The following is a 22123-nucleotide window of genomic DNA, read 5'->3' on the forward strand; positions in this document are numbered from 1 at the left end:
CTCCTACCGGTCGATCAGATCCTCACGCTAAGTGTGGTCTGTCGTGTCCAGTTTTGTGGGAGGAGGAAGATGATTGACATGACCGACAACATTCCAGCAGTACCCATCCGCGACGAAATGATTCGGCTCGGTCAGTTTCTCAAGCTCGCGAACCTCATCGAATCGGGCGCGGAGGCCAAGGAAGTGATCGCCGACGGCATGGTGTCGGTCAACGGTGAGGTCGAAGATCGTCGTGGCCGTCAGCTTCGTGACGGCGATGTCGTCGAGATCGGCGGGATGGCCGCCAAAGTGGAAGCCCCCGCCTGATCCCGCGACTTCCGACTAGCTTTCGCGAACGACGACGCCGTCCTGGTCGCTGTAGACGATCTCGCCGGGGTTGAACGTGACGCCGCCGATTTCGATCGGCACGTTCTTCTCGCCCGAACCGGTTTGCGTGCTCTTGCGCGGGTTGGTCCCCAAAGCCTTGACGCCGATGTCGAGGGTGCGCAGGATCGCCGAGTCGCGGACGGCTCCATTGACGATGACGCCGGCCCAGCCGTTGTCGACGCCGCGGCCGGCGATGATGTCGCCGACCAGCGCGGTGTGGATGCTCGCGTCACCGTCGACGACGAGGACTCCGCCGTTGCCCGGTTCGCTGAGCGTCTGCTTCACGAGCAGGTTGTCCTGGAAGCACTTGATGGTGGTGATGGGGCCGGCAAACACTTCACGTCCACCGAACTGGGTGAACTGCGTGTCGCAGCTACGGATGTCGGGTCCGATCTCGTCGGCAAGGTCAGCGGTCGCTACAGGCTCGGTCATGCCCCACAGGATAGTCGGCAGGGTTCGGGCCTAGTGGGCCTCGGGGAGGGTTCTCAGGCCAGTACGCCTGACGTGGGGGACGTCTGCGAGTTGCGCGACGGCTTGATCGAAAACCTTTCAGCACCACGCGCCATCCGGTAGACATCGACGGTGGACACTTCGCGTTGGTATCGATCGTTCGCGGAAGTGGAGGCTCGAGGGAACTCCGCGATCTACGAGGAATGGGGCACCGGCGTATCGGAGGATCCAGCAGTCCTCGCTCTGATAGATCGGCTCCCAGAACCCCGCAGGCAACCCAACCTGATATTCGGGGCGTGCCGTCACCTCGGTGCCCCGGTCGCGCCGTATGCGTTGTTTCGCCGGTGGCTGAGCGACAACTGGTCCGAGGTGGAACAACTCGCGCAGACCAGGACTACACAGACGAATGAAGCTGGCCGCTCTGCCGTGTTGCTTCCCGTCCTCGGGTTGTTGAAGGGCCCGCTCTCCCTCATCGAAGTCGGTGCTTCGGCGGGCCTGTGCCTTTACCCTGACCGCTACAGCTTTCTCTACGACGGCACAAAGTATCTGCATCCAGTCGATGGTCCGTCCACCGTTCTGCTGGAGTGTGCGACGACCGGCAGTCCGCCAATTCCGGAGAGAGTCCCAGACGTGGTGTACCGGGCGGGCATCGACCTGAACCCACTCGATGTAGGCGACACAGACGACATGAGATGGTTGGAGAGTCTTGTGTGGCCGGAACAGGACCACCGCCGGCGGCGATTACGCGACGCAGCGGCACTCGCTCGTGTGGATCCGCCTCATCTGGTTCGCGGAGATCTTACGTCGGCTGTTACCGATCTCGTCGCACGTGCGCCACGGGAAACAACGATCGTGGTCTTTCACAGTGCGGTACTCAACTATCTGATACCAACTGCCAGAGATGAATTCGCAGAAGCTGTTCACGCTTTGCCGTGTCGCTGGATAGCGAACGAAGGTCTCGGGGTTTTGCCCGAAGTCGATGCCAAGTTGACGGCATCACCAGAGGCGCGCCGTGGCAAATTTGTTGTCTCTCTTGACGGCACACCCCGCGGGCTAGCTGGTGGCCATGGGCAGTTCCTCGACTGGTTAGACCAAACCCGCACGGCGCCAGCAGGTTAGGTGTTGGGAAGTATGCCGTTCAGCACTATGTCGGCAAGAGAATCGGCAAACGGTCCCGGGTCCGAGACGTCACGAACCGACAGTGCGAAGATGGCCGCGCCCGCCATGATGTCGAGAAGAGCGTCGGCGTCGACGCCGCTTCGGATGTCGCCGCGCTCCCTCGCCGCCTCCAGTCGACGGTTCAGCTCGACTCTGACTCCGGCCAGTTGCCGCACCACTAGAACGTCGCGCAATTCCGCGTTTGTTCGCACCTCGCTCATGAGCCCGGGCGCCGCGGCCCGGGTGGCAGGAGCGGCGAACAGTGCCACCGCGCCCTGCACAAGCGCGCGAATCTGATCCGCGATCGTGCCCTCGGTGCCGAGTTCGGTGTCGATGTCCGCGCCTTGTTCGATGTCGAGCACCGGGTAGATCGCGTCGTTGACGATGTGTGCCTTCGACGGCCACCGACGGTAGATCGCCGGACGCCCCACTCCGGCACGCGTGGCGATGGCGTCGATGGACGTGCCCGCATACCCCTTTTCTTCCAACAGTTGCCTAGTCGCGTCCAGTACTGCGTCGTCGATTGCAGGGTTTCGCTGCGGGCCCAGGCGGTGCTGAGTCTCAAAATCTTTGGACATTTTGGGCAAATCCCTTGCGGTATCGCTGTGATGGCCGTTACATTCTGTCACGGCTTTAGTCGATACATATTGTATCGACTATCGGCACGTGCGCATCGGCGCCACCGAACCACGAGGAGTGGTGATGAACCTTCGAACCGAAACAGAAACCTCAGGCGAAGACCCCGACTACGCCGAATTCGCCAGGCCCGGCGAATCCCGCAACGACCCGGCAGAGATGCGACGCAGCCTCGAAGGCTGGCTTGCCACCGTGCTGTGGCGAGGCTCGAAACCTTCCGTGACCTCGGTCGAGATACCGGCCGCGAACGGCATGTCCAACGAAACTGTGCTTTTCGACGCGACGTGGATCGAGGACGGGGTTCGAGGTGAGCATCGCCTGGTCGCCCGCATCGCCCCGCGCGACAGTGCGGTACCGATCTTCCCGTCGTACAACCTGGACCAGCAGTTTCGGGTCATGAGCGCCGTCGCGGCTCACACATCGGTGCCGGTCCCGCGGGTGTACTGGTCCGAGAGCAACCCGGACGCGCTCGGCGGTGAGTTCTTCGTAATGGAACGGCGCGACGGCGAAATTCCGCCAGACGTCATGCCGTACACGTTCGGATCCTGGCTCTCGGAGGCATCAGAGGACGACTGTTCTCGACTCCAGCAGTCATCGGTCCGGGTGCTCACGGAGTTGCACGCTATGGCCGATCCGCACCTGGCTCTCCCTGAGTTGTGCGGCGGCGGTGCCGAACCGACTGGGGCAGAAGCACTTCGCGCGCATCTTGAGGAGCAGCGCCGCTATTACGAGTGGGCAACCGCCGACGGACCAGGATCTCCGTTGATCGAGCGCGGTTTCGACTGGATCGAGGCGAACTTCCCCACCGATGCCGGTTCCGCAGTGCTGTGCTGGGGAGACTCGCGGATCGGAAACGTCATCTACCGCGACTTCGAGCCGGCGGCGGTCCTCGACTGGGAGATGGCCACACTGGGGCCGCGTGAGCTGGACCTCGGCTGGATGATCTTCCAGCACAGGTTCTTCGAGGATCTCGCTGCCATGGCAGGCCTCCCCGGAATGCCGGACTTCTTGCGTCGTGAGGACGTGGCCGATGCCTACGGCTCGCTTTCCGGCCATCAGGCTGCGGACCTGGATTTCTACATCCTTTACGCCGCGCTGCGGCACGCGGTGATCATGTTCCGAGTACAAAGCCGCGCAGTGGCTTTCGGTCAGGCCGAACTCCCCGACAACCCGGACGAGATGATCCTGCACCACAAAACACTCGAAGCCATGCTCGACGGCACCTATTGGGAATCGCTCGCTACGGCCCCGGTCGCACCAGGAGAAGCACGATGACACTGTCCCCGCTCGACGACTACCCCGTACATCAGATCGCCGAGACCATCCGCCACGTGGGCACCTCGGATCGAAACTTCTACGACCGCTACTACTTCAACTGCCATGCTGGCGTCGACGGCGACAGTGAGCCGCTGTTTCTCATCATCGGTCTTGGCCAGTACCCCAATCTTGGTGTGTGCGATGGCTTTGCGGTTCTTCGGCGCGGCGACGACCATATCGTCTTCCGGGCATCCCGCGCCTTGGGTGACGATCGTATGGACCTGTCAGTAGGCCCGTTGAGGATCGAGATCATCGAGGGTCTGCACCGTCTGCGGGTGGTGTTGGACCCGAGTCCCGAAGCGCCGGACCTGAGCTTCGACCTCGCCTTCGAGTCCGACGGCCCCGCCAATCTCGAGGCCAGACACTTCCATCGCCAGCTCGAACGAGTCACCTTCGACACTCAACGATTTGTGCAGACCGGAACATGGTCCGGATCCCTGACCGTCGACGGCGACGTCATCCCGGTCACCCCGGAGGTGTGGCGGGGTAATCGCGACCGATCCTGGGGTGTTCGACCGGTCGGTGAAGCGGAACCTCCTGGACGCAAGGCGGATCCGTCGATCGCCGGCAGCCAGAACTTCTTCTGGATCTACTCGATCATGCAATTCGGTGACTTCACCGTCGTCACGGTCGTTCAAGAAGATCAGCAGGGACGCCGCATTCTGGAGGATGCGACGCGCGTCTGGGCAGATCGCTCGCGGGAGCCGGAGTGGTTGGGTCGACCGGACCACCAGCTCACCTTCATTTCCGGTACCCGCGAGGTGAAAAGTGGCACTCTGTACTTCCGGCGCCCCGGTGCACCAGGCGAATCCGATCACATCCTGGAGATCACCTGCGAACCGATTCTGCCCAACTACATCGGTGTCGGCACGGGCTACGGACTCGAGCAGGATTGGCGCCACGGGATGTGGCAGGGCGAACTGGTGGTTCAAGGCCTGCGAGAAAAGGTTTCGGACATCGAACCGTGGAAGAAGATGCTGTGCCCGGTCGACAATTTGGCCCGGTTCACCCTTGTGGAAGACGGCGTAACTCGCACCGGGACAGGCTTGTTCGAGGTAGCAGTCATTGGGCCCCACCAGCGATACGGGTTTACCGGAATCGGTGACGTCGCACCGTAACCACAGCTCACCAACCACAAAGAGAGGTACTGCCACATGTCCACACGCTCACGAATGTTGTTCGCTCGCACTGCGAAGGCCGCCGCCCTTGTTGTCACCGGAGGTCTGTTGCTTGCTGCTCCCGCCACGGCCATCCCGCTCGACCTGGGTTCTCTGAACACGGGATCGCTCGGATCCGTCGATCTCGGCTCGCTCGATCCTGTCCTCGCGCCGACGCCGAACTTGGCCTCCGTGGCCAACTTTCGCGACGTCGCCGGCAACGACGGGAGGGGATACGCCACCGTCGACGGCTCACACCTCAAGCGCGGCGTCATCTACCGATCCAATGCGCTGACCGCGACCAGCGACGCAGACAAGGCGACGCTCACCGGCCTCGGACTTGCCGACGCCTATGACCTGCGTGGTGCAACCGAGATCTCCAACCCGTTCATCGGTGGCGCGGACAAGCTCCCGGACGGCGTGACGTACACGAACATTCCGATCGAGTTCAAGGATCTGACCCAGCTCGCGACGACGATCAAGTCGCCGGAGGAGGCCAAGCAGTTCCTGGTCGATACCAACCGCAGTTTTGTCACCGATCCCGTGCGCCGCGCCGGCTTCAAGCAGGTTCTCTCGGACATCGCTGCTGGTGACGGGGTGCAGTTGTTCCATTGCACTTCAGGTAAGGACCGCACGGGTTGGACCGCGATGCTGTTGCAGTCCATTGCCGGTGTCCCCGCCCAGACGATCATGGACGACTATCTGTTGAGCAACACCTACCTTCAGGCGACCAACGAGAAGATCCTTGCGCAGATCTCTCAAGCCCTGAGCCCGCAGGTGGCGACCAACCTCGAGCCGGCCCTCGGTGTCGACGCGTCGTATTTGGAAGCTGGACTCGCGCAGATAGCCAGCGATTACGGAACCGTCGACAGCTACCTCACCGAAGGTCTGGGACTCACTCCGGACACGATCGCACTTCTGAAGGTCAAGCTAGTCGGCTAGTTTCACGCTGCTAGAACCGTTGAACGAACGAGTACCAGTCGCCGTCGAACTCCTGGTAGCCGATGTCGCCGTCATGGCGGGGCGTGCCGAGATATGGTGCGCCGTCCGGTAAGTATGCCAATCCGATCGGATCGATCAGACCACCCTCGATATGGAAGCGGCACCCGTTGCCGACCGGCCAGACCTGCAGGACCCGGTAGACGCCAATTGTTTGGTTTTCCAACGACTTCTGGCAATCCGCGGCCACTGCTTCGAGGGAGTCTTTCGACAGTGCAAACGCAACATGCGAAGGGACGGACAACGTCACGAGCGCGCCGGTGACGAGGACTATCACCGGCGCGATCGTGCTCAAACGCAAGGTTTTGTACTTCATCCAACCAATCAGGCTGAGTATCAACCACACTCCACCCAAACCGAGCAACACTGAGGCGGCGAGTGCAAAGAATGGAAAGTACACAACCGGCGGCATGAAGGACCACACGATGACGCCGCACGTGAGAGCGACAAGCACTGCGGTGACAATCGCAGTCGCCTTCCACCAGGATGCCGGACCTCCACGCTCAGTTGTCGGATCACCATCGGTCATCGGACAACCCTTGCACAAGGCGGTAATTGTGGGGTGGCAACGAATCGAATTCCCACTGATTTATGTCGAGGCCGTCGTGCGTGATTCGAGAATCGGTGCTTTCCAGCATTAGCTATCGCTCTGATGCCGGAGGGTATGGTCGGATTGTGAACCAGGATCTGATCATTCGCCGCTACCTACCCTCGGATGAGGACGTGGTCGTCGACCTGTGGTCGAATGCTGCCCGTGAAGCCCATCCGTTCCTTGTGGGTGAGGGAACGGGCGATCGGGAGCAGAAGATGCGTGAGGTCTATCTGATCCAGGCCGATAATTGGGTGGCTGAGCACAACTCCGAAGTTGTCGGCCTGTTGGGAATGATCGGCTCCGAAATCGGGGGACTGTTCGTCGCGCCGGCATCACAGGGGTTGGGAGTCGGGAGGGCGTTGGTCGAACACGCCACCACCATGCACGACGAGGTGACACTCGAGGTTTACACACTCAACGATCGGGCCCGCAGGTTCTATGCGCTGATGGAGTTCGAAGAAGAGGGGCGTCGACTCGACGCCGAGACCAACCATGAATTGATCACCCTGCGTCGTACGGCGCGAGACTCCTCCGTCACTCGGCCATGAGGGGTACGGATGAGCCCAGCACGGGCCTGACATTGTGCACAGATCTGACGGCTACCGATTGGCTGGTCGATCAGGATCTGCCTTGGTATCAGTTGGCAGGGCGCGGCCCGATCGGATTTCCGAAGTATGCGCGCTTACGGTTCATCCCAGATCCGAGTTTTCCCGGTCAGAAATCGAATGATGTCGATTTCGATCAGACCGGGCCGGAAGAGAAAGTGCTGATCGGCTTTGCCCTGGATGTGTTGTCCAGTTACACAACCACACCCGACGAGTGCTATTTCTGCATGTGGACCGGGTGGGGGTCGGCAGTCGGTGATGACGTTCCGCGGTTCGAGATCCCCAATCGTGACTACTGGCTCTTGCGTGGAACGCTTGCCGACTACGCCGATTGGAGCGTGGAGAACTCAGCTCGTTGGCCGTGGGGTTCTTCCCCTGATCCGGCCTTCATCTGGCCGGCGGATCATGCATGGTGCATAACCAATGATGTCGACCCACATTTCGCGATCATCGCCGCCCCTGAGGAAGCGATCATTCGAATTGTGGCCGATTCGCGGATCGATGCCGTCCTCGACGACCCGGATATCGTTCCGCCGTATTGGCACTGACGACCGATCACGGCCAAGTCTCGAGTTCGACTACCAGCGTGTTCCAGCGGACGCCGAAATTTGTGGGGACCTGACCCGTCTCGCAGTACACCGTCGGCCCGTCGAAGACGACGTTGAAGAGACCGGAATGAATTGTCGTCAAGAGTGTTTCGTGTTGAACGAGGTGGCCGGGCCGCGCTTTCACCCGCACGCGCCCGGTGGGCTCAGTGCGGTATTGCGTCCAGAGATAGCGATCCCACACCAGGCAACCTCTCAACCGCACCTCGCCGACGCTTCCGACATCGTCGCCGATCAGTGTCGTAAATCCGTGTCCGAGATGGGCTATGTGCTCAGTGCGGCCGTCGATTGTCACGGTCGCGATGCGTGCATCGATTTCGCAGCACACCTCGGCAGGAAGGTCCAACATTTCGGGACTGGCCCAGTAGGTCGTCGGTTCGCACGTATCGCCAGGCATGGGGGTGTCGCGCCACGGTTCGAGATCCTCGAGCATCCAGAGTTGCGCCACCGTTCGAGTATCCCAACGCGTCTACGCTTGGGCTTGTTGGTCTGCCTGCAGGTGCTTGACCGGGCACCCCGTGGGGAAGGTGCCGAGGTCTTCGACCTTGTATCCGTTCGGGTAGCTGCGGATGTTGGGCAGCTCGCGGGCGAATTTCCGCTTCGTGCGCACCGGGAAGAACCGCAGCAGACGCGCGCGGACTTTCAGCGCGCCGCGTGAGACGACGCGCATCGCGGTGCTCGGGTGCTTGTAGTGGAAGGCGTCGAGTAGGTGATCGTCCATGAGGGCGAAGGCGAATCCCTTGACCAGAGCCTTCGGCGCCAGATTGTTGGGCGGGAAGGTGCACATCAGATCGAGGGTGGAATCGGCGACCGCCCGAGCGCCGGGGTCGAATGAAAAGTGTTTGCGCTCATAGTCATCGAGAAGTCTGACGAACCCCTCGTAGGTGTCCGGCGTGTCCTTGATGTTCATGTACCTGCCCAAGTGGCGGTAGTAGTTCGTCGACCCGACGATCTCGTTCTCGGTCATCTTTCGCCAGCCGTACTCGTCGAGCCATCTGACCGGGGTGACGACGAAGGTGGCCAGAACGTAGAGCATGTCGTCGTTGGAGATGTCGTACGAACCGTGCATCTGGTTCATTCGACGCACGCTCTTGCGGCCTTCGGTGCTGCTGAGGCCGTGCTCGAGGATGGCGTCGAGGATCAGGCTGGTGTCGTCGTAGCGCTTCTGAACCTTGTCGGTGAACTCCCCGGTGGAGAAGAGAACTTTGCCGATCGAGGGAACGGCGTACGTGCGAAAAAGGGCGAAGCTGAGCGCCTGATTGATGTCCCAGGGAAACTCTTGCGCCGCGAGAATGCGCGACATCTCTTCGTAATCGGTTTCGGGATCGAGTCGATCCGTGCGACTGCGGAGGTCGTAGCGCTTCATCTGAACACTCCCTGGGACTGGTCTGCGCGCGGCAGAGGTAGGTGTGAGCTGCACCACCGACTGTAGTTCTGACAACACGCGTTGTCTAGGGGGTGTGAATAGTCGACTGTCCATCGTTTCGGGCGTTGTACCAGGGGTATCCGGAAAGTGTTGTCGACCCGAGGAGCAGCTATGAGCGTCACACGCACGGCCGGGGTTTTCGCGGCCATCGGACTACCGATTGCCGCGAGCGTCATGTTCGCCGGAGTCGCCTCGGCTGATCCGCCCCATCCTTTCGGTGGCGCCGCCGTCACTATCGGGTGTCCGAATCAGGGGTCGCTGGCATCGCTGACCGGACTCACCGGCCAGTCCGGGCCAGAGTCCAATCCGCCCATCGCCAAGGGTGACATCCGCTTCGATTCGTTCCCGGCAGCTGCGCCCATCCCGGCGGCGGGTCAGGTGACCGTTGCGTGGGTCAACACCGACACGGGCAAGTCCGGAATCGTCGACCTGGTCGGTACTTACCCGTACTTGTCCGCGACGGTGAACACCGGCGTCGGCAATGTCGTTGCGACGGCATTCGGTTCGATCAACTGGGGCAGTAGTCCCATCTGCCAGTCGAATCCGACGATCGGCAGGTTCATAGCCTGATCTATACGGCGTGAACGGGCACAGGGTTGGCGGTATCGCGTGATTATCTGTCATCTCGGAGATACCGCTGTGTCCGCGTCATCCCATATTCTGAAACATGTTATTTGAAAGCATATTTCAGGGATGGAAAAGGTGGCGACGTGAATGGGTCGAGCGCGCGTCAGTTGATGAGCCAGATGCTCGTCGAGAAACGAAACAGTCTTGCGCCCGAGAAGGTCGGCATGCGATGCGAGGGAGCTCGCCGCATGCACGGCCTCAGCCGGCGTGATGTCGCACAGATCGCCGACATCAGTTTCAATCACTACCAGCGGCTGGAACAGGGTACGTCCGTTGGTGTTTCGGCTCCCGTCATCGTTCGTATCTGCGACGCCTTGTTGATGGAAGACGACGAAAAGGCGCGCATGCTGGCGTTGCACCAGGCATGGGCGCGCCCTCGTCGACCTCGGTCCGGATCTCAGGCTGCCGGTGAAATCTCCGGTAGGCAGCGGGCCAGTTCGTCCGGTGTGTAGAAGAAACTTCCGGCGCTCACCGGAGCGCACGGGGCAGCAAACGCTGTCTCGCGCTCGTTGTAGAGCATTCGGACCAGGCGCTTACCGTCCGGTCCGCCGAACACGTCCCACTGCACGTTGGCGGCCATCGGGCTGACCTGCGCTCCGCGCCAAGGGTTGTTCGCATAGGTGTACAGGTCACCCTCGGCCTGCGAGACGGTGCTTCCCGGCAGTTTCAAGAGCGCGGCGAAGGGGATGATCGTTTCTGCGTGTGCAAACCGGAAGTCCGCTCCCGGTACGGCGGCGGCCCCGGTGTGTTCTTGTAAGCCGCGCAGGAACTCGTCGCGCAAGACGGTTGCCATCCGGTAGGTGACGTCTTCACCGGTGAAGCCCGGGCCCTTGGCGTAGAAGTCCTCGGCATCGTTCGTGTACGCGAGCCACTGCGCGTCCGCAGGTTCGATGAACCGCTCGAAATTCCACTTGCCTTCTTCGGCCATGCCCGGAGTGATGATGTACGTGTTGTACAGCATGTACGCGGCGTCGACCTCGTTGTCGATCGTGCTGGAACCCTTGCCGCGGTCGACGAGTGAGAACTCGCCCGCGCTCAGGCGGTTGACGAAGTCCTCGGAGTAGAGCCTGAGCATCATGTGCCGCGAGACCTCGCGGGTGCGGGGAAGATCGGCAATCTGATCGTCGACGGCCTTCAATCGCGGATCGGAATCCTCGTAGTCCTTGTAGTCGGCGTTTGCATCCGAGTCGTGGAAGTAGAGAAGGTCGGCATCCGTGGTCACCGGCGCAACATCGCCGGCGACGGCCGGAAACGCACCGGTCAGGCCCTGGGCGAAGTTCTCGGCGCTGTCCACGGCACGGTCGACACCCGACGAGGTCAACGTGATGGTTCCCTGTTGCGCTGCGATGGCGTCGAACAGTTGGGGGAGGCGCTCGGTGACCCGTGCTCCGAGTTGCCGATGTTCGGTGACTCCGAGTCCGCTGAGGTTGCCGTATCCCAGCTTCTTGTTCGCGGCCATGAGATCGCGAAGCGCCGGTCCGAATTCCTTGCCGACGGAAGTCAATGCGTTCTCGGCTTCGGCGAGTTCCCACAGCTGCAGGCTCAGGTCGTCGTACTTCAGGCTCGACAGTGCCCGGGAGCCGTGGCGCGCAACGCTTTCCGTGTACACGGGCGAGTATCCCGTCGGTGGTGCTTGATAGTCGGCGATACGCTGGCCGGGTGAGTACGGCGTCTTGGACGTGAAACCGCCGTCGGTCGACGCCGGGGTCTCAGCCGAGCCGGAACTCGACGCGGTGTCGAGCGAGCCAAAGGGCGACGCCGCGGCGATGGACTGAGCGCCACTGGTAACGAGCACGAGTCCGACCGCGCCGGCAGCCGCCAGAAAACCGAAGCGTGGGCTTCGCATGGTGTGTGAATCCTCTCCGTCGGTGCCGAGGTGGCACGACGGAAGGAAAGTTAGAACAGCTAAGCGTCCGATTTGCGCCTATTTGTCCATGTGCAGATGGACGCAGGGTGACAAGTTTCGGATTCGCCGAGCTCAGGAGGGTTTGGCGGCGATCCCGATCGAGACGGACAGCGACAACGCGATGAGGGTCATGGCCAGCCACTGGTAGCTCTTGGGCGTGGGCTGCTTCTTACGTCCGAACTTGCTCACTGATGTCTCCCGTTTGTCCGTGGGTACTCAGCACATATTACTGTTCCATTACCCCGATGGCGCGGTCGACGGGAAAAAGTGTGCGATCAGACAGGATCGGTCAAGTTGCAACAGTGACGCTACGGAGGAGCAGTGCGGTTGCGGCAACGATGATCACGTATGTCGTGACCCGATTCGAGGTGAGCAGAGAGATTCTGCGGGCGACCAATGTCCCGAGGGCGTGACCGCACAGCAACAGTGGGGACAGCGCGAGGGCTGTCAGCAGTTCGACGCGAGTGATGCCCACCTGAAACTGCAATGCAGCCAGTGTGGCCGCGGCCATGAGGAGAAAGATCGTCGAGAGCGTCGACCGTAGTTCGGCAGCGTTCGGCGTCCGATATGTCAGTGAAAGTGGCGGGCCGGGCATGGCAGCCAGTGCGCCCATGAAGCCTGCCGCGATGCCGGCGCCGGCGAGTGCATGGCTGGTGCCGCTGAAGGACTTGCCCGTGAGGAGGGCTGCTCCCGCGGCCAATGCGACGACGGCAACCAACACGTGCACGACGGTTACCTCGACGCGGCCGAGGAACCACAGACCCGCAGCAATTCCGGGAATCATTGTGGCACTGGCGATCAGTACCGCTTTCAGGTCGCAGTGCCGGCGTTCCCGGATTGCGACCAAGCCCATGATGGGTAGCGTGAGAAGTAGAAGTGGTGCCGGAACCAGCTGTGGCGCAATCAGAATCAGGGCAGGGCCGGCGACCAGGCCGAAGCCCGATCCCGTTGCCGACTGAATTGCAGACGAGCCGACGAGTACGCAGGCGACCAGGATAAGAATCACATTCCCATTCTCTGGGCAGTCTGGCACTGCCGGAAGATCCAGATCGTGCAAGCATTGAGGGGGCCAGTACCAGGAGGAACCGCAGTTGAGATCACACGAGAATTTGGATGATTTTCTAGCGGGCCGGTCGGCGTATCTCGATGCAGACACCACGATGCCGATGTACCGCCGCGTGCGCGCGATGATCGAAGATCTCCTTGCCCGAGGAGTATTCGACGGCGGACGGCCTATGCCGTCGACGCGGTACCTCTCCCAGGAACTCGGGGTCTCACGTAACACCGTTGCTGCCGCATACGACGAGTTGATTGCGCTCGGTGTGATCGAGAGCAGGCCTCGCAGTGGGCTTTACGCGGCAACGCCGCTGACACGCGCCGCGGCCGAGTCCGTCTCGTCGGCCGAGCCCGTCGATTGGTCCACGTTGCTCCGACCCCGTGAGAGCGTCGAATTCACTCGTACTCTCGGGCATCCCGACGCTTTCGACTACCCGTACCCGTTCATCAGCTCCCAGCCCGAATTGCGTTCCTTCCCCGTGCGCGGTTGGTTGCGCGCCGCGAGTGAGGCAATGACCGGGCCGCATCTGCGATACAGCGTCCGTGACGCCGTCGATCAAGATGATCCGTTGCTCGTCGAGGCGCTCCGCAAGGAGATCCTGCCGTCGCGAGGAATCGAAGCGAGTTCCGACGAGATTTTGGTGACCAGCGGCACCCAGCAAGGGCTTTCGCTGATCGCCGATGTTCTGCTCGGGTCGGGCAAGATAATGGGTTTCGAGAACCCCGGATACCTCGATGCGATGCACATCTTCAAGCGCTCCGGTGTGGAATTGTCCCCGGTCCCGGTGGACGGTAGGGGGGCGGTGTTCGATCGATCGACGGTGTTCGATGCCATGTACCTCACACCGAGCCACCACCACCCCACCAACGTCACGCTGAGTCTGCCGCGCCGGAAGCTACTTCTCGAATTGCTCGAAGAGAGAAACGGTTTCGTGATCGAGGACGACTACGACAGTGAATTCCGCTTTCGCGGTCGGCCGACCCCCTCGCTGAAATCGATCGGAGACAACCGTCGAGTCATCTACCTCGGATCCTTCTCGAAATTTCTCTCGGCGGGTCTTCGGATCGGTTACATCGTCGCCGATGCTCCAGTCATTGCCGCACTTCGGGCCGAGCGTCATCATCGAACCAAACACCTGCCCGGTCACATCCAGCGCTCGCTCGCGCTTTTCATCACCTCGGGGGACTACCACAAGGTTCTGCGCTCGCACCGTCGTCGACTCAAGCAGAATTGGGAGATCATCACCGAGTCGATCAACACGTATATGCCACGTGTGGAAGCATCATCGTTTCCTCCGGGCGGTGTCAGTGTCTGGTACACCGGCCCGGAGGATCTCGACGCTGCAGAGTTGACCGAAAGGGCAGCGAAGCAGGGGATTCTTGTTGCTGACGGATCGCGATACTTCTTTCCCGGCACCGGCTCGCACAATTGCTTGCGGCTGGGCTTCGGTTCGATAGCCCAGCAGTCGATCGAGCCCGGCATCGCCCTGCTCGGGGGTATTGCTCATCGAATGCTCGACGAGACTCGCCGAATCAGTGGGTGAGGCCCCTGGCTCGGTGTGCTCTGGCAACCCGGCCGACCGCGAGAGCCATCGCGGCGCGTCGGAGTGTGGATCCGGTAGTCGCAGCCTGATCGAGTACCGACGACCACGCTGCGGTCATTCGATCATCCAGTCCACGCTCGACGTCGGAGAGCGTCCACCAGTAACCTTGTTGTGCCTGAACCCATTCGAAATACGAGACCACAACTCCTCCGGCATTTGCGAGGATATCTGGCACCACAAGCACTCCGGATCGTTCGAGGATCTTGTCCGCCTCGGCCGTGGTCGGTCCGTTTGCGCCCTCCACGATGATGCGAGCACACACCCGAGATGCATTGTCGGCATTGACAACGCCCTCGACTGCCGCCGGCACCAACAGGTCGACATCCAGTTCGAGTACCGCCGCCGGATCGATCGGGAGTCCTCCACCGAACGCCGCAACTGTGCCACGTTCTTCGGAATGTGCCCGCAGACGCGACAAGTCGAGACCGTCGGTGTTGTGCACTGCGCCGAATCTGTCACTGACGGAGATGATTCGAACCCCCGCCTCGGCAAGGTAGTCCGCGGCATCCGCGCCGACTTTGCCGTATCCCTGAACGACTGCCGTCGCCGAGGACGGTGCAATGCCTTCTTTCGCCAGAGCCAACAGCGAGATGTGAGCGACGCCGCGAGAAGTGGACGTCCGTCGGCCGAGCGAGCCGCCGAGATCAAGGGGCTTGCCTGTCACCACGCCCGGGACACCACGACCCCGAGTTGCGGAATATGCGTCCATCATCCAGGCCATGGTCTGCTCGTCGGTGCCGACGTCCGGAGCGGGAATATCGTTGTCCGGCCCTATGACGGGTGAGATTCCCTGGGTGTACGTCCGGGTGAGACGTTCGAGTTCGGCGGGGGACAGTGTCCGGGGATCGACGTCGACTCCGCCTTTCGCCCCGCCGTAGGGGATGTCGAGAAGCGCACACTTCCATGTCATCCACATCGCCAGAGCACGGACTTCGTCCAGATTTACCTCGGAGCTGTATCGGATCCCACCCTTGGCCGGCCCGCGGGCGATGCTGTGCTGCACCCGGTATCCGGTGAAGACCTCCACGTCGCCGTTGTCGCGGACAAGAGGAACACTGACGGTCGTTTCACGCCTGGCAGCGCCGAGGATGCGGTGCAAACCTTCGGGGTAGCCCAGGACTGCCACTGCCTCCGCGAGTTGAACACGCGCGTCGTCGAGCGCATTCGCCTGAACAGTCGACGCTGTCACCGGGGGCCGTCGTAGTAGGAATCGGCTACGTCCAGCGCAGTGTCGAGCATGGCAAGCGCAGCGTCGACTTGTGCGGGGGTCACGGTGCACGGCGGGACCACGTGGATGCGGTGGTAGTTGTTGAAGACCAGCAGCCCCGCCTCCCGCGCCGCTGTCATGGTCCGACCGATCGCAGCGTTGGTGCCGCCGTACGGGGACAGTGGTTCGCGTGTCTCACGGTTCGTGACGAGATCGAGTGCCCAGAAGACTCCGAGACCTCGGACGTCTCCGACGCTCGGGTGTTTGTCAGTGAGAGCAGCGAGCCCCGGACCGAGTGACGTGCGGCCGATGAACTCGGCATTCTCGACTATGCGTTCCTCGTGCATCGTCGTGATGGTGGCCACGGCGGCGGCGCAGGCGAGCGGGTGGCCGGAGTACGTCATGCCGCCGGGGTAGGGACGCTCGGCAAACGAGTTGTAGACCTTCTCACCGACGATGACTCCGCCGAGGGGCACGTAGCCGGAGTTCACACCCTTGGCGAAGGTGATGAGATCGGGGACGACATCGTAGTGGTCGATTGCCAGCCAGGCTCCGGTGCGACCGAAGCCGGACATGACTTCGTCACAAATCATGACGATGCCGTATCGGTCGCAGATGTCCCGGACACCCTTCAGGTATCCGGGCGGTGGCGGCATGATGCCGGACGTGCCGGGAACCGATTCGACGATGATCGCTGCAAACGCTGACGGACCTTCGAATCGGATCAGAGTTTCGAGGTGCTCCAGTGCGCGCTCGGACTCCTGTTGCTCCGTCTCGGAACGAAACTCGGACCGATAGAGAAACGGACCGTGAAAGTGGACAGCTCCTGAGTTGCCGTAGTCGTTCGGCCAGCGACGGTGATCGCCGGAGAGATTGATAGTCTCCGCCGTCGCACCGTGGTAGGAGCGGTACGCCGAGAGAATCTTGTATCGACCGGTGTGGAGGCGCGCCATGCGGATGGCGTGCTCGTTGGAATCCGCACCGCCACTGGTGAAGAAGACTCGATCCATCCCCTCAGGGGAGATCTCGGCGATCAGTCGCGCCGCTTCGGACCGAGCCTCGTTCGCGTGAGCAGGTGCGATGGTGCACAGTTTCGCTGCCTGTTCCTGGACGGCGGCGACAACCTTCGGGTGCTGATGTCCTACGTTGGTGTAGACGAGTTGCGAGGAGAAGTCGAGATATTCCTTGCCTTCGCCATCCCAGAGGTAGCAACCTTCACTACGTTCGACAACCATGGGTTGCAACGACTTCTGAGCCGACCACGAGTGAAAGACATGCGCTCGATCCAGTTCGTAGGTCCGTTGTGACGTGCTGAGTGCGGGAGCTGCCATGGCAGAAACCTCCTGATCGAGGGTTGAACTTCTTCAGTCCACCCAATGATGGAGAACAGTGGTGGCCCGTCGCCAGATCCAGATCGGACGCGATCTGGAGGGGCCAGTTACACAGAGGAACCATCGCGTTAACACGAGTCGAGTACGTTACGACTGGCCCGAGAAAATGACCCTGCAGGTGGCACTGGAGCAGGTGCCAGATTATGAGCAGACTGGTGAGCAGTTCATTCGATGCCGATGGGAATCTCCCAGGGCATGAACAACATTCACCAGCAGGATTCTGCAGCATCATTCTCGAAGGAGTTCCCCACTATGTCCGTCATGAAGACTCCAGTAGCTGTGGTCACCGGGGCCAGCAGTGGCATCGGCGCGGCGACGGTTCGGCACCTCGTCAAGGAGGGATTCGATGTGGTGATGGGTGCGCGCAGGATGGATCGGCTAGAGGAGTTGGCGGCCGAAACGGGCGCTCGCGCTCTACCTCTCGACGTGACCGACGTCGCCTCGGTTGATGCTTTCTGCAACCTGATTGAGCGCTGTGACGTGTTGGTCAACAATGCCGGTGGCGCGCTCGGCGCAGACAGTATCGCCGATACCGACGAGGCGGACTGGACCGCGATGTTCGATGTGAATGTCCTGGGTGTCCTGCGCGTCACGCAACGGTTGCTGCCACGGTTACGTGAGAGCGGGAACGCCACCGTCGTGAGTATCGGATCGATCGCCGGCCGCGAGCCGTATCTGGGAGGGGGAGGGTACAACGCTGCGAAACATGCTGTGACAGCACTCACTCGGGTGTTGCGACTCGAACTTCTCGGAGAGCCGATCCGTGTCTGTCAGATCGATCCGGGCATGGTGGAGACGGAGTTCAGCATGGTGCGCTTCGGCGGTGACAAGAAGCGTGCCGCCGCCGTGTACGCCGGCGCCGATCCACTGACCGCCGACGATATCGCGGATTGCGTTGCTTGGGTCGTCACTCGCCCGAGTCGGGTCAACGTCGACTCGATGCTTGTACTGGCCCGCGATCAGACCTCGGCTCAGCGAGTACACAGGAGGACCGCATGACCACCACCAGTTCCCCGCCGACCGCGGTGGCGCCTTCGTCGGAGACCGGGAGGCCTGACCGAACACCCCCGCGCAGGAAAAGACAGCTGTCGTCGAAGCGATTGCGGTCCATCGGCGTTCGTGTAGTTGCGTTGCTCGTCTTTCTGGTTCTGTGGTGGGGAATCACTGCTGCCGGTGTGATCGACGAATTGTTCCTCCCGTCGCCGAAGTCGGTATGGGACGCGTTCGTCAGAGCCAACACGTGGCACCAGATTGCGCCCGGTGTGGATCGTGAAGTCCTCGGTGAGCAGAACTACTTCCTGTGGGAGCATCTGATCGCGAGCGGCCAACGGATCGCTGCCGGAGTCGGTGCGGCCGTGATTGTCGGCCCCCTCATCGGTTTCGCCATGGGGATGTCTGCGCCGATACGCACCTTCGTCGAGCCGTACTTGAACTTTCTTCGTGCATTGCCCCCACTCGGCTACATCGGATTGCTCATCGTTTGGTTCGGTATCGGTGACACTTCGAAGATCTGGCTCCTGTTCCTGGCTGCATTCCCTCCGATAGCCATCGCCACGTTGAACGGAGTCACCTCGGTCAAGGTCGACCAGATCAATGCGGCAAAAGCATTGGGTGCAAGCCGAACCCAGGTTCTGACCAACGTGGTCTTTCCGTCGACGCTGCCGGAAGTGATCAACGGCATCCGTATTGCAGTCGGATTCGCGTGGACCACTGTGGTCGCAGCCGAACTCAACAACGGTATTCCGGGCATCGGCGGACTGGCCTATCTGGCCGGAACTCAGCTCGATACGCCGTTGACCATCGCCTGCATCATCGTCATCGGTTGTGCTGCGCTCGTTCTCGACTCCGTGATCAAAGCGATCGGAACAGTCGTGGCGCCATGGAAAGGTAAGGCATGAAAATCAATTCGAGAAAGCTCGTCATCGCCGTCATTGCGTCCGGAACTCTGGGCATGAGCCTGACTGCGTGCGTCGAGACGGGGCGCGGTGAGATGAGTCGATCGACGGGTGCCACGACCAGTTGCCCCGTGACAGTGAACGAGTCGATCACGACTACCGCGCGGATCGGCTACCAGGACATCCCGAACGGCGATCTGATCGTCAAGGATCAAGGTTTGCTGGAAGCATGCATGCCCAATGCCGATATCACTTGGAGCAAGTTCAGTTCGGGGCAGGACGTCGTCCAAGCCTTCGGTTCTGGCAGCCTCGATCTCGGAACACTCGGTTCGAGTCCCGCTACCATGGCCTTGTCGTCGCCGCTGAACATTCCGATGCAAGTGATATGGATTCAGGATGTGATCGGGAAAGCGGAGTCTCTGGTGGTCAGGGATCCGTCGATCACCACGCTGGAAGGGTTGCGCGGCAAAAAGATCGCAACACCTTTCGGCAGCACCTCTCATTACAGTCTGCTGGCCGCGCTCGGCGCGGCGAACATGTCGGCTGACGTCACCTTGATGAGCCTGAAGCCGGATGCGATGCTCGGCGCCTGGCAGGGCGGCCAGATTGATGCGGCGTGGGTCTGGGACCCGACGTTGTCGAAGTTGACAACAGACGGTCGCGTCATCCTGAGTAGTGAGGATGTGGCGAAACAGGGCGCACCCACCTTCGATCTTTCGGGAGCCACAACGGCTTTCACTACATCGAACCCCGAGTTCATGGAGATGTGGACGAAGTTGCAGGACTTTGCGGTCGGACGGATCAACGCCGATCCCACCGCAGCAGCCGTCTCGATGTCTGCACAGCTCGGCATCGCACCGGACGTGATCATTCCTCAGCTCGTGGGGTACACATATCTTTCGGCTGCAGAGCAGGCCGGCCCGGACTATCTCGGTGGGGCTTTTGCGCAGAGTTTGGCAGGAACAGCGGAGTTCCTTCTACAGCAGGGCAATATCGATGCGGTCAGCACGCCCGGCAAGTATGCAGACGGAATCTTCAACGATGCGGTCGCGAAGGTGGGACAGTCATGACAACGGAAGGTACGGACCTCAGTACTCGAGTAGTTCTCACAGAGGTGCGCAAGGAATACGTCACCTCCGACGAAACGGTCGTCGCCCTCTCGTCGACGAGTTTGACCTTCGAGCCCGAGGAATTCGTATGTGTCGTAGGTCCTTCCGGTTGCGGTAAGACTACGCTGCTCCAGATGCTGGCTGGGTTCCAGACGCCCACCGAGGGAACTATCATGGTGGGAAACACCCACATCAAAGGCCCGGACCCGGACCGTGGTGTGGTGTTTCAGCATTCGAATCTGTATCCATGGTTGTCGGTGCGGGGAAACGTCGAGTTCGGGCTCAAGATGAGGGGTGTTCCGCGCCGCGAACGCGCTGACGAAGCCGAACGTGTGTTGGAGCTCGTCGGCCTGGAGCAGTACGGAAACCGAAAGCCGTACGAGCTGTCGGGTGGTCAGCAGCAGCGATGCCAGATTGCGCGCGTCCTGATCACCGACCCACGAATCATTCTGATGGATGAGCCTTTCGGCGCTCTCGACGCTATGACACGCGAGAGGCTGCAACTGGAACTGCTCGAGTTGTGGCGTGAGCGTCGCAAGACGGTTTTCTTTGTCACGCACAGTGTCGAGGAGGCGATTTTCCTCGGCACGCGGGTCATCGTGATGGGAGCGCGCCCTGGACGGGTGATCTACGACCGCAAGGTGTGGTTCAAGAAAGGCAGCCATCGGTCGACCGACACCGAAATCCGCTCGACGCCGGAATTCGTCGCCATGCGAGACGAAGTAGCGGCCAAGATCTACGAAGCACAGGGATTGATCGGCGCCACGGTTGCGCTCCACTGAACGTGAGGATTTTGTAAATGAAAGATGTTCGGAAGAAACGATTTACCCGTACCGCCGGCTGCATCGTCGCCTTGGGTGCGATGGTCTCCATGGTGGCGTGCTCCAACGCGAACGCCGAGGGGTCTCTCTCGTTCGGAGAAGAGCCGCCTGCACCGCTGTCGCCGGGAACATTGGTCACGTCGCACGACTTGACGGAATCGGCCGCATTGCCAAGCGCAGCGAAGAACCAGCGCGTCACTTATATGTCCCAAAGTGCCTCCGGCGAAGCCATTCTGGTATCGGGAGTGGTCGCCATCCCCAAGACGCCGGCTCCGGTAGGAGGTTGGCCGGTTGTCAGTTGGGCGCATGGAACCACCGGCGTAGCCGATGCGTGCGCACCTTCCGCTGATACGCCGAACGGACCGGTCCACGACTACCTCTCGGTGGTCGATCAGACCCTTGACCGGTGGGTCGAAAACGGTTACGTCGTGGTGCAGACGGACTACGAGGGCCTGGGCACACCCGGCGGTCATCCGTACATGAACGGAACCAGTGAAGCCAATGCCGTAACCGACATCGTTCGCGCTGCGCGTCAGATCGACAAGCACGTCGGCAAGGACTGGTTTGCCATGGGCCACAGCCAAGGCGGGCAAGCTGTGGTCTTCACCTCGGCTATCGGCAAGGACCGAGCACCTGAGCTGAACTTGAAGGGTACGGTGTCGATCGCTCCAGGGAACGGAACCGCGCAGATTCCGGAACTGGTCGCGTCCGGGAATCAATCTATGGCAGGTGGAGTGCCATTCGTTCCGATCATTCTTCTCGGAGTCCAGGCAGTCGATCCGTCGGTCGTCCCCGAGCAACTTCTCTCGGATCAAGCGCAACCGCTGCTCGAGGCAGCGCGGACTGGTTGCCTGGCGGCGGTGAGAGCAGTGCCGCCGGTTCCCGTCGACCAGATCTTTCGGGAGGGCGCAGACCTGACAGCTCTGACGGCGAACTTGAACGAACAGGAATTGACGACTGTTGCGCCAAAGGTGCCGACGCTGTTCGCGCAGGGGACGGCTGACGTTCTGGTCTCGGTGGCCAGTACCACCGGTGCGGTAGAGGATTTCTGCGCCAAAGGGTCGGCTGTCGAATTCAAGACCTATGAGGGCGCCGACCACCGTGGCGCAATCGCGGCTTCCTACGAAGACGCGAAGGACTTCACGAGCAGGATCCTCGCGGGTGGTCGCGTGACGCCAGGTACTTGCTGAACGACA

General features: G+C 61.3%; 24 protein-coding genes. 15 read left to right on the forward strand and 9 right to left on the reverse strand.

Annotation, left to right across the window (positions count from 1 at the left end; all coding sequences use genetic code 11):
- Nucleotides 1–78: 78 nt before the first annotated feature.
- Nucleotides 79–306 carry an RNA-binding S4 domain-containing protein gene (locus tag I7X09_RS13375; protein WP_003943569.1) on the forward strand — a complete coding sequence of 76 codons (228 nt, stop codon included), beginning with the start codon at nt 79–81 and terminating at the stop codon, nt 304–306.
- Nucleotides 307–321: 15 nt separating this feature from the next.
- Here I7X09_RS13375 and rraA read toward each other — a convergent pair whose 3' ends face one another.
- Nucleotides 322–798 (reverse strand): ribonuclease E activity regulator RraA, encoded by a 477-nt coding sequence (gene rraA / locus I7X09_RS13380; RefSeq protein WP_003943552.1) that lies wholly within the window; start codon nt 796–798, stop codon nt 322–324.
- Between the two features lie 186 nt (nt 799–984).
- Between rraA and I7X09_RS13385 the strand changes: the two genes are divergently transcribed.
- On the forward strand, nt 985–1935 hold the full coding sequence (locus I7X09_RS13385) for a DUF2332 domain-containing protein (protein ID WP_234036950.1): 951 nt from the start codon (nt 985–987) through the stop codon (nt 1933–1935).
- On the opposite strand, the gene I7X09_RS13390 is transcribed toward I7X09_RS13385, so the two are convergent.
- Nucleotides 1932–2552, reverse strand: a complete 621-nt coding sequence (locus tag I7X09_RS13390; protein ID WP_200317246.1) for a TetR/AcrR family transcriptional regulator — start codon at nt 2550–2552, stop codon at nt 1932–1934. The two genes, I7X09_RS13385 and I7X09_RS13390, sit on opposite strands and share 4 nt — an antisense overlap.
- 124 nt (nt 2553–2676) lie before the next feature.
- Between I7X09_RS13390 and I7X09_RS13395 the strand changes: the two genes are divergently transcribed.
- From I7X09_RS13395 to I7X09_RS13405, 3 genes are read left to right on the forward strand one after another with little or no spacing between them, the layout of a single operon-like run.
- Nucleotides 2677–3885 (forward strand): phosphotransferase family protein, encoded by a 1209-nt coding sequence (locus tag I7X09_RS13395; RefSeq protein WP_200317248.1) that lies wholly within the window; start codon nt 2677–2679, stop codon nt 3883–3885.
- A complete protein-coding gene (locus I7X09_RS13400; protein WP_200317250.1) occupies nt 3882–5045 on the forward strand; it encodes a hypothetical protein in 1164 nt (387 codons plus the stop codon). Before I7X09_RS13395 ends, I7X09_RS13400 begins: the two co-directional genes overlap by 4 nt.
- Before the next feature lie 36 nt (nt 5046–5081).
- Nucleotides 5082–6026, forward strand: coding sequence for a tyrosine-protein phosphatase (locus tag I7X09_RS13405; protein ID WP_200317252.1), 945 nt, complete (start codon nt 5082–5084; stop codon nt 6024–6026).
- A 10-nt stretch (nt 6027–6036) separates the two neighbouring features.
- Here the strand turns inward: I7X09_RS13405 and I7X09_RS13410 are convergent, their stop codons facing one another.
- On the reverse strand, nt 6037–6612 hold the full coding sequence (locus I7X09_RS13410; RefSeq protein WP_200317254.1) for a hypothetical protein: 576 nt from the start codon (nt 6610–6612) through the stop codon (nt 6037–6039).
- 146 nt (nt 6613–6758) lie between these two features.
- Here I7X09_RS13410 and I7X09_RS13415 point away from each other — a divergent pair, with 146 nt between their 5' ends.
- A complete protein-coding gene (locus tag I7X09_RS13415; protein ID WP_124566943.1) occupies nt 6759–7223 on the forward strand; it encodes a GNAT family N-acetyltransferase in 465 nt (154 codons plus the stop codon).
- On the forward strand, nt 7220–7828 hold the full coding sequence (locus I7X09_RS13420; RefSeq protein WP_200317256.1) for a hypothetical protein: 609 nt from the start codon (nt 7220–7222) through the stop codon (nt 7826–7828). The genes I7X09_RS13415 and I7X09_RS13420 overlap by 4 nt, the downstream gene beginning before the upstream one ends.
- Nucleotides 7829–7835: 7 nt before the next feature.
- On the opposite strand, the gene I7X09_RS13425 is transcribed toward I7X09_RS13420, so the two are convergent.
- Nucleotides 7836–8333 (reverse strand): hypothetical protein, encoded by a 498-nt coding sequence (locus tag I7X09_RS13425; protein WP_166810326.1) that lies wholly within the window; start codon nt 8331–8333, stop codon nt 7836–7838.
- Nucleotides 8334–8354: 21 nt separating this feature from the next.
- Nucleotides 8355–9251 carry an oxygenase MpaB family protein gene (locus I7X09_RS13430; RefSeq protein ID WP_200317258.1) on the reverse strand — a complete coding sequence of 299 codons (897 nt, stop codon included), beginning with the start codon at nt 9249–9251 and terminating at the stop codon, nt 8355–8357.
- 171 nt (nt 9252–9422) lie between these two features.
- Between I7X09_RS13430 and I7X09_RS13435 the strand changes: the two genes are divergently transcribed.
- Both I7X09_RS13435 and I7X09_RS13440 read left to right on the forward strand, forming a co-directional pair.
- A complete protein-coding gene (locus tag I7X09_RS13435; protein WP_003943607.1) occupies nt 9423–9881 on the forward strand; it encodes a hypothetical protein in 459 nt (152 codons plus the stop codon).
- A gap of 140 nt (nt 9882–10021) precedes the next feature.
- Entirely contained in the window at nt 10022–10390 is a 369-nt protein-coding gene (locus tag I7X09_RS13440) for a helix-turn-helix domain-containing protein (RefSeq protein ID WP_124566939.1), read from the forward strand.
- On the opposite strand, the gene I7X09_RS13445 is transcribed toward I7X09_RS13440, so the two are convergent.
- Entirely contained in the window at nt 10336–11784 is a 1449-nt protein-coding gene (locus tag I7X09_RS13445) for a histidine-type phosphatase (RefSeq protein ID WP_200317260.1), read from the reverse strand. The two genes, I7X09_RS13440 and I7X09_RS13445, sit on opposite strands and share 55 nt — an antisense overlap.
- 349 nt (nt 11785–12133) lie before the next feature.
- Nucleotides 12134–12850, reverse strand: coding sequence for a TSUP family transporter (locus tag I7X09_RS13450; protein WP_185564485.1), 717 nt, complete (start codon nt 12848–12850; stop codon nt 12134–12136).
- 85 nt (nt 12851–12935) lie between these two features.
- Here I7X09_RS13450 and pdxR point away from each other — a divergent pair, with 85 nt between their 5' ends.
- Nucleotides 12936–14444 carry a MocR-like pyridoxine biosynthesis transcription factor PdxR gene (gene pdxR / locus I7X09_RS13455; RefSeq protein ID WP_185564482.1) on the forward strand — a complete coding sequence of 503 codons (1509 nt, stop codon included), beginning with the start codon at nt 12936–12938 and terminating at the stop codon, nt 14442–14444.
- Here the strand turns inward: pdxR and I7X09_RS13460 are convergent.
- Both I7X09_RS13460 and I7X09_RS13465 read right to left on the reverse strand, forming a co-directional pair.
- On the reverse strand, nt 14434–15693 hold the full coding sequence (locus I7X09_RS13460) for a Glu/Leu/Phe/Val family dehydrogenase (protein WP_200317262.1): 1260 nt from the start codon (nt 15691–15693) through the stop codon (nt 14434–14436). The genes pdxR and I7X09_RS13460 overlap by 11 nt on opposite strands.
- The gene (locus tag I7X09_RS13465) at nt 15690–17042 is read right to left on the reverse strand and encodes an aspartate aminotransferase family protein (RefSeq protein WP_124566935.1); all 1353 of its coding nucleotides are present in this window, start codon (nt 17040–17042) and stop codon (nt 15690–15692) included. Before I7X09_RS13465 ends, I7X09_RS13460 begins: the two co-directional genes overlap by 4 nt.
- A 321-nt stretch (nt 17043–17363) precedes the next feature.
- Here I7X09_RS13465 and I7X09_RS13470 point away from each other — a divergent pair, with 321 nt between their 5' ends.
- From I7X09_RS13470 to I7X09_RS13490, 5 genes are read left to right on the forward strand one after another with little or no spacing between them, the layout of a single operon-like run.
- The gene (locus tag I7X09_RS13470; protein WP_442800590.1) at nt 17364–18101 is read left to right on the forward strand and encodes an SDR family NAD(P)-dependent oxidoreductase; all 738 of its coding nucleotides are present in this window, start codon (nt 17364–17366) and stop codon (nt 18099–18101) included.
- Nucleotides 18098–19000: an ABC transporter permease gene (locus tag I7X09_RS13475; RefSeq protein WP_200317266.1), complete on the forward strand. Its 903-nt coding sequence runs from the start codon at nt 18098–18100 to the stop codon at nt 18998–19000. The genes I7X09_RS13470 and I7X09_RS13475 overlap by 4 nt, the downstream gene beginning before the upstream one ends.
- On the forward strand, nt 18997–20067 hold the full coding sequence (locus tag I7X09_RS13480) for a taurine ABC transporter substrate-binding protein (RefSeq protein WP_124566933.1): 1071 nt from the start codon (nt 18997–18999) through the stop codon (nt 20065–20067). Before I7X09_RS13475 ends, I7X09_RS13480 begins: the two co-directional genes overlap by 4 nt.
- Complete coding sequence (locus I7X09_RS13485; protein WP_200317268.1) at nt 20064–20888, forward strand: ABC transporter ATP-binding protein; 825 nt, start codon at nt 20064–20066, stop codon at nt 20886–20888. The genes I7X09_RS13480 and I7X09_RS13485 overlap by 4 nt, the downstream gene beginning before the upstream one ends.
- 17 nt (nt 20889–20905) lie before the next feature.
- Nucleotides 20906–22117, forward strand: coding sequence for a lipase family protein (locus I7X09_RS13490; RefSeq protein WP_200317270.1), 1212 nt, complete (start codon nt 20906–20908; stop codon nt 22115–22117).
- Nucleotides 22118–22123 lie beyond the last annotated feature (6 nt).

It is taken from the genome of Rhodococcus sp. P-2 (assembly GCF_016598535.1).
Taxonomy (GTDB): Bacteria; Actinomycetota; Actinomycetes; order Mycobacteriales; family Mycobacteriaceae; genus Rhodococcus_F; species Rhodococcus_F baikonurensis.

Coding starts and splice junctions, on each gene's coding strand:
- I7X09_RS13375 (WP_003943569.1), top strand. CDS start 79: ATGACCGACAACATTCCAGCAGTACCCATCCGCGACGAAATGATTCGG.
- I7X09_RS13445 (WP_200317260.1), bottom strand. CDS start 11,784: ATGCGAAGCCCACGCTTCGGTTTTCTGGCGGCTGCCGGCGCGGTCGGA.
- I7X09_RS13420 (WP_200317256.1), top strand. CDS start 7,220: ATGAGGGGTACGGATGAGCCCAGCACGGGCCTGACATTGTGCACAGAT.
- I7X09_RS13465 (WP_124566935.1), bottom strand. CDS start 17,042: ATGGCAGCTCCCGCACTCAGCACGTCACAACGGACCTACGAACTGGAT.
- I7X09_RS13470 (WP_442800590.1), top strand. CDS start 17,364: ATGAAGACTCCAGTAGCTGTGGTCACCGGGGCCAGCAGTGGCATCGGC.
- rraA (WP_003943552.1), bottom strand. CDS start 798: ATGACCGAGCCTGTAGCGACCGCTGACCTTGCCGACGAGATCGGACCC.
- I7X09_RS13435 (WP_003943607.1), top strand. CDS start 9,423: ATGAGCGTCACACGCACGGCCGGGGTTTTCGCGGCCATCGGACTACCG.
- I7X09_RS13480 (WP_124566933.1), top strand. CDS start 18,997: ATGAAAATCAATTCGAGAAAGCTCGTCATCGCCGTCATTGCGTCCGGA.
- I7X09_RS13405 (WP_200317252.1), top strand. CDS start 5,082: ATGTCCACACGCTCACGAATGTTGTTCGCTCGCACTGCGAAGGCCGCC.
- I7X09_RS13485 (WP_200317268.1), top strand. CDS start 20,064: ATGACAACGGAAGGTACGGACCTCAGTACTCGAGTAGTTCTCACAGAG.
- I7X09_RS13490 (WP_200317270.1), top strand. CDS start 20,906: ATGAAAGATGTTCGGAAGAAACGATTTACCCGTACCGCCGGCTGCATC.
- I7X09_RS13410 (WP_200317254.1), bottom strand. CDS start 6,612: ATGACCGATGGTGATCCGACAACTGAGCGTGGAGGTCCGGCATCCTGG.
- I7X09_RS13395 (WP_200317248.1), top strand. CDS start 2,677: ATGAACCTTCGAACCGAAACAGAAACCTCAGGCGAAGACCCCGACTAC.
- I7X09_RS13430 (WP_200317258.1), bottom strand. CDS start 9,251: ATGAAGCGCTACGACCTCCGCAGTCGCACGGATCGACTCGATCCCGAA.
- I7X09_RS13475 (WP_200317266.1), top strand. CDS start 18,098: ATGACCACCACCAGTTCCCCGCCGACCGCGGTGGCGCCTTCGTCGGAG.
- I7X09_RS13390 (WP_200317246.1), bottom strand. CDS start 2,552: ATGTCCAAAGATTTTGAGACTCAGCACCGCCTGGGCCCGCAGCGAAAC.
- I7X09_RS13400 (WP_200317250.1), top strand. CDS start 3,882: ATGACACTGTCCCCGCTCGACGACTACCCCGTACATCAGATCGCCGAG.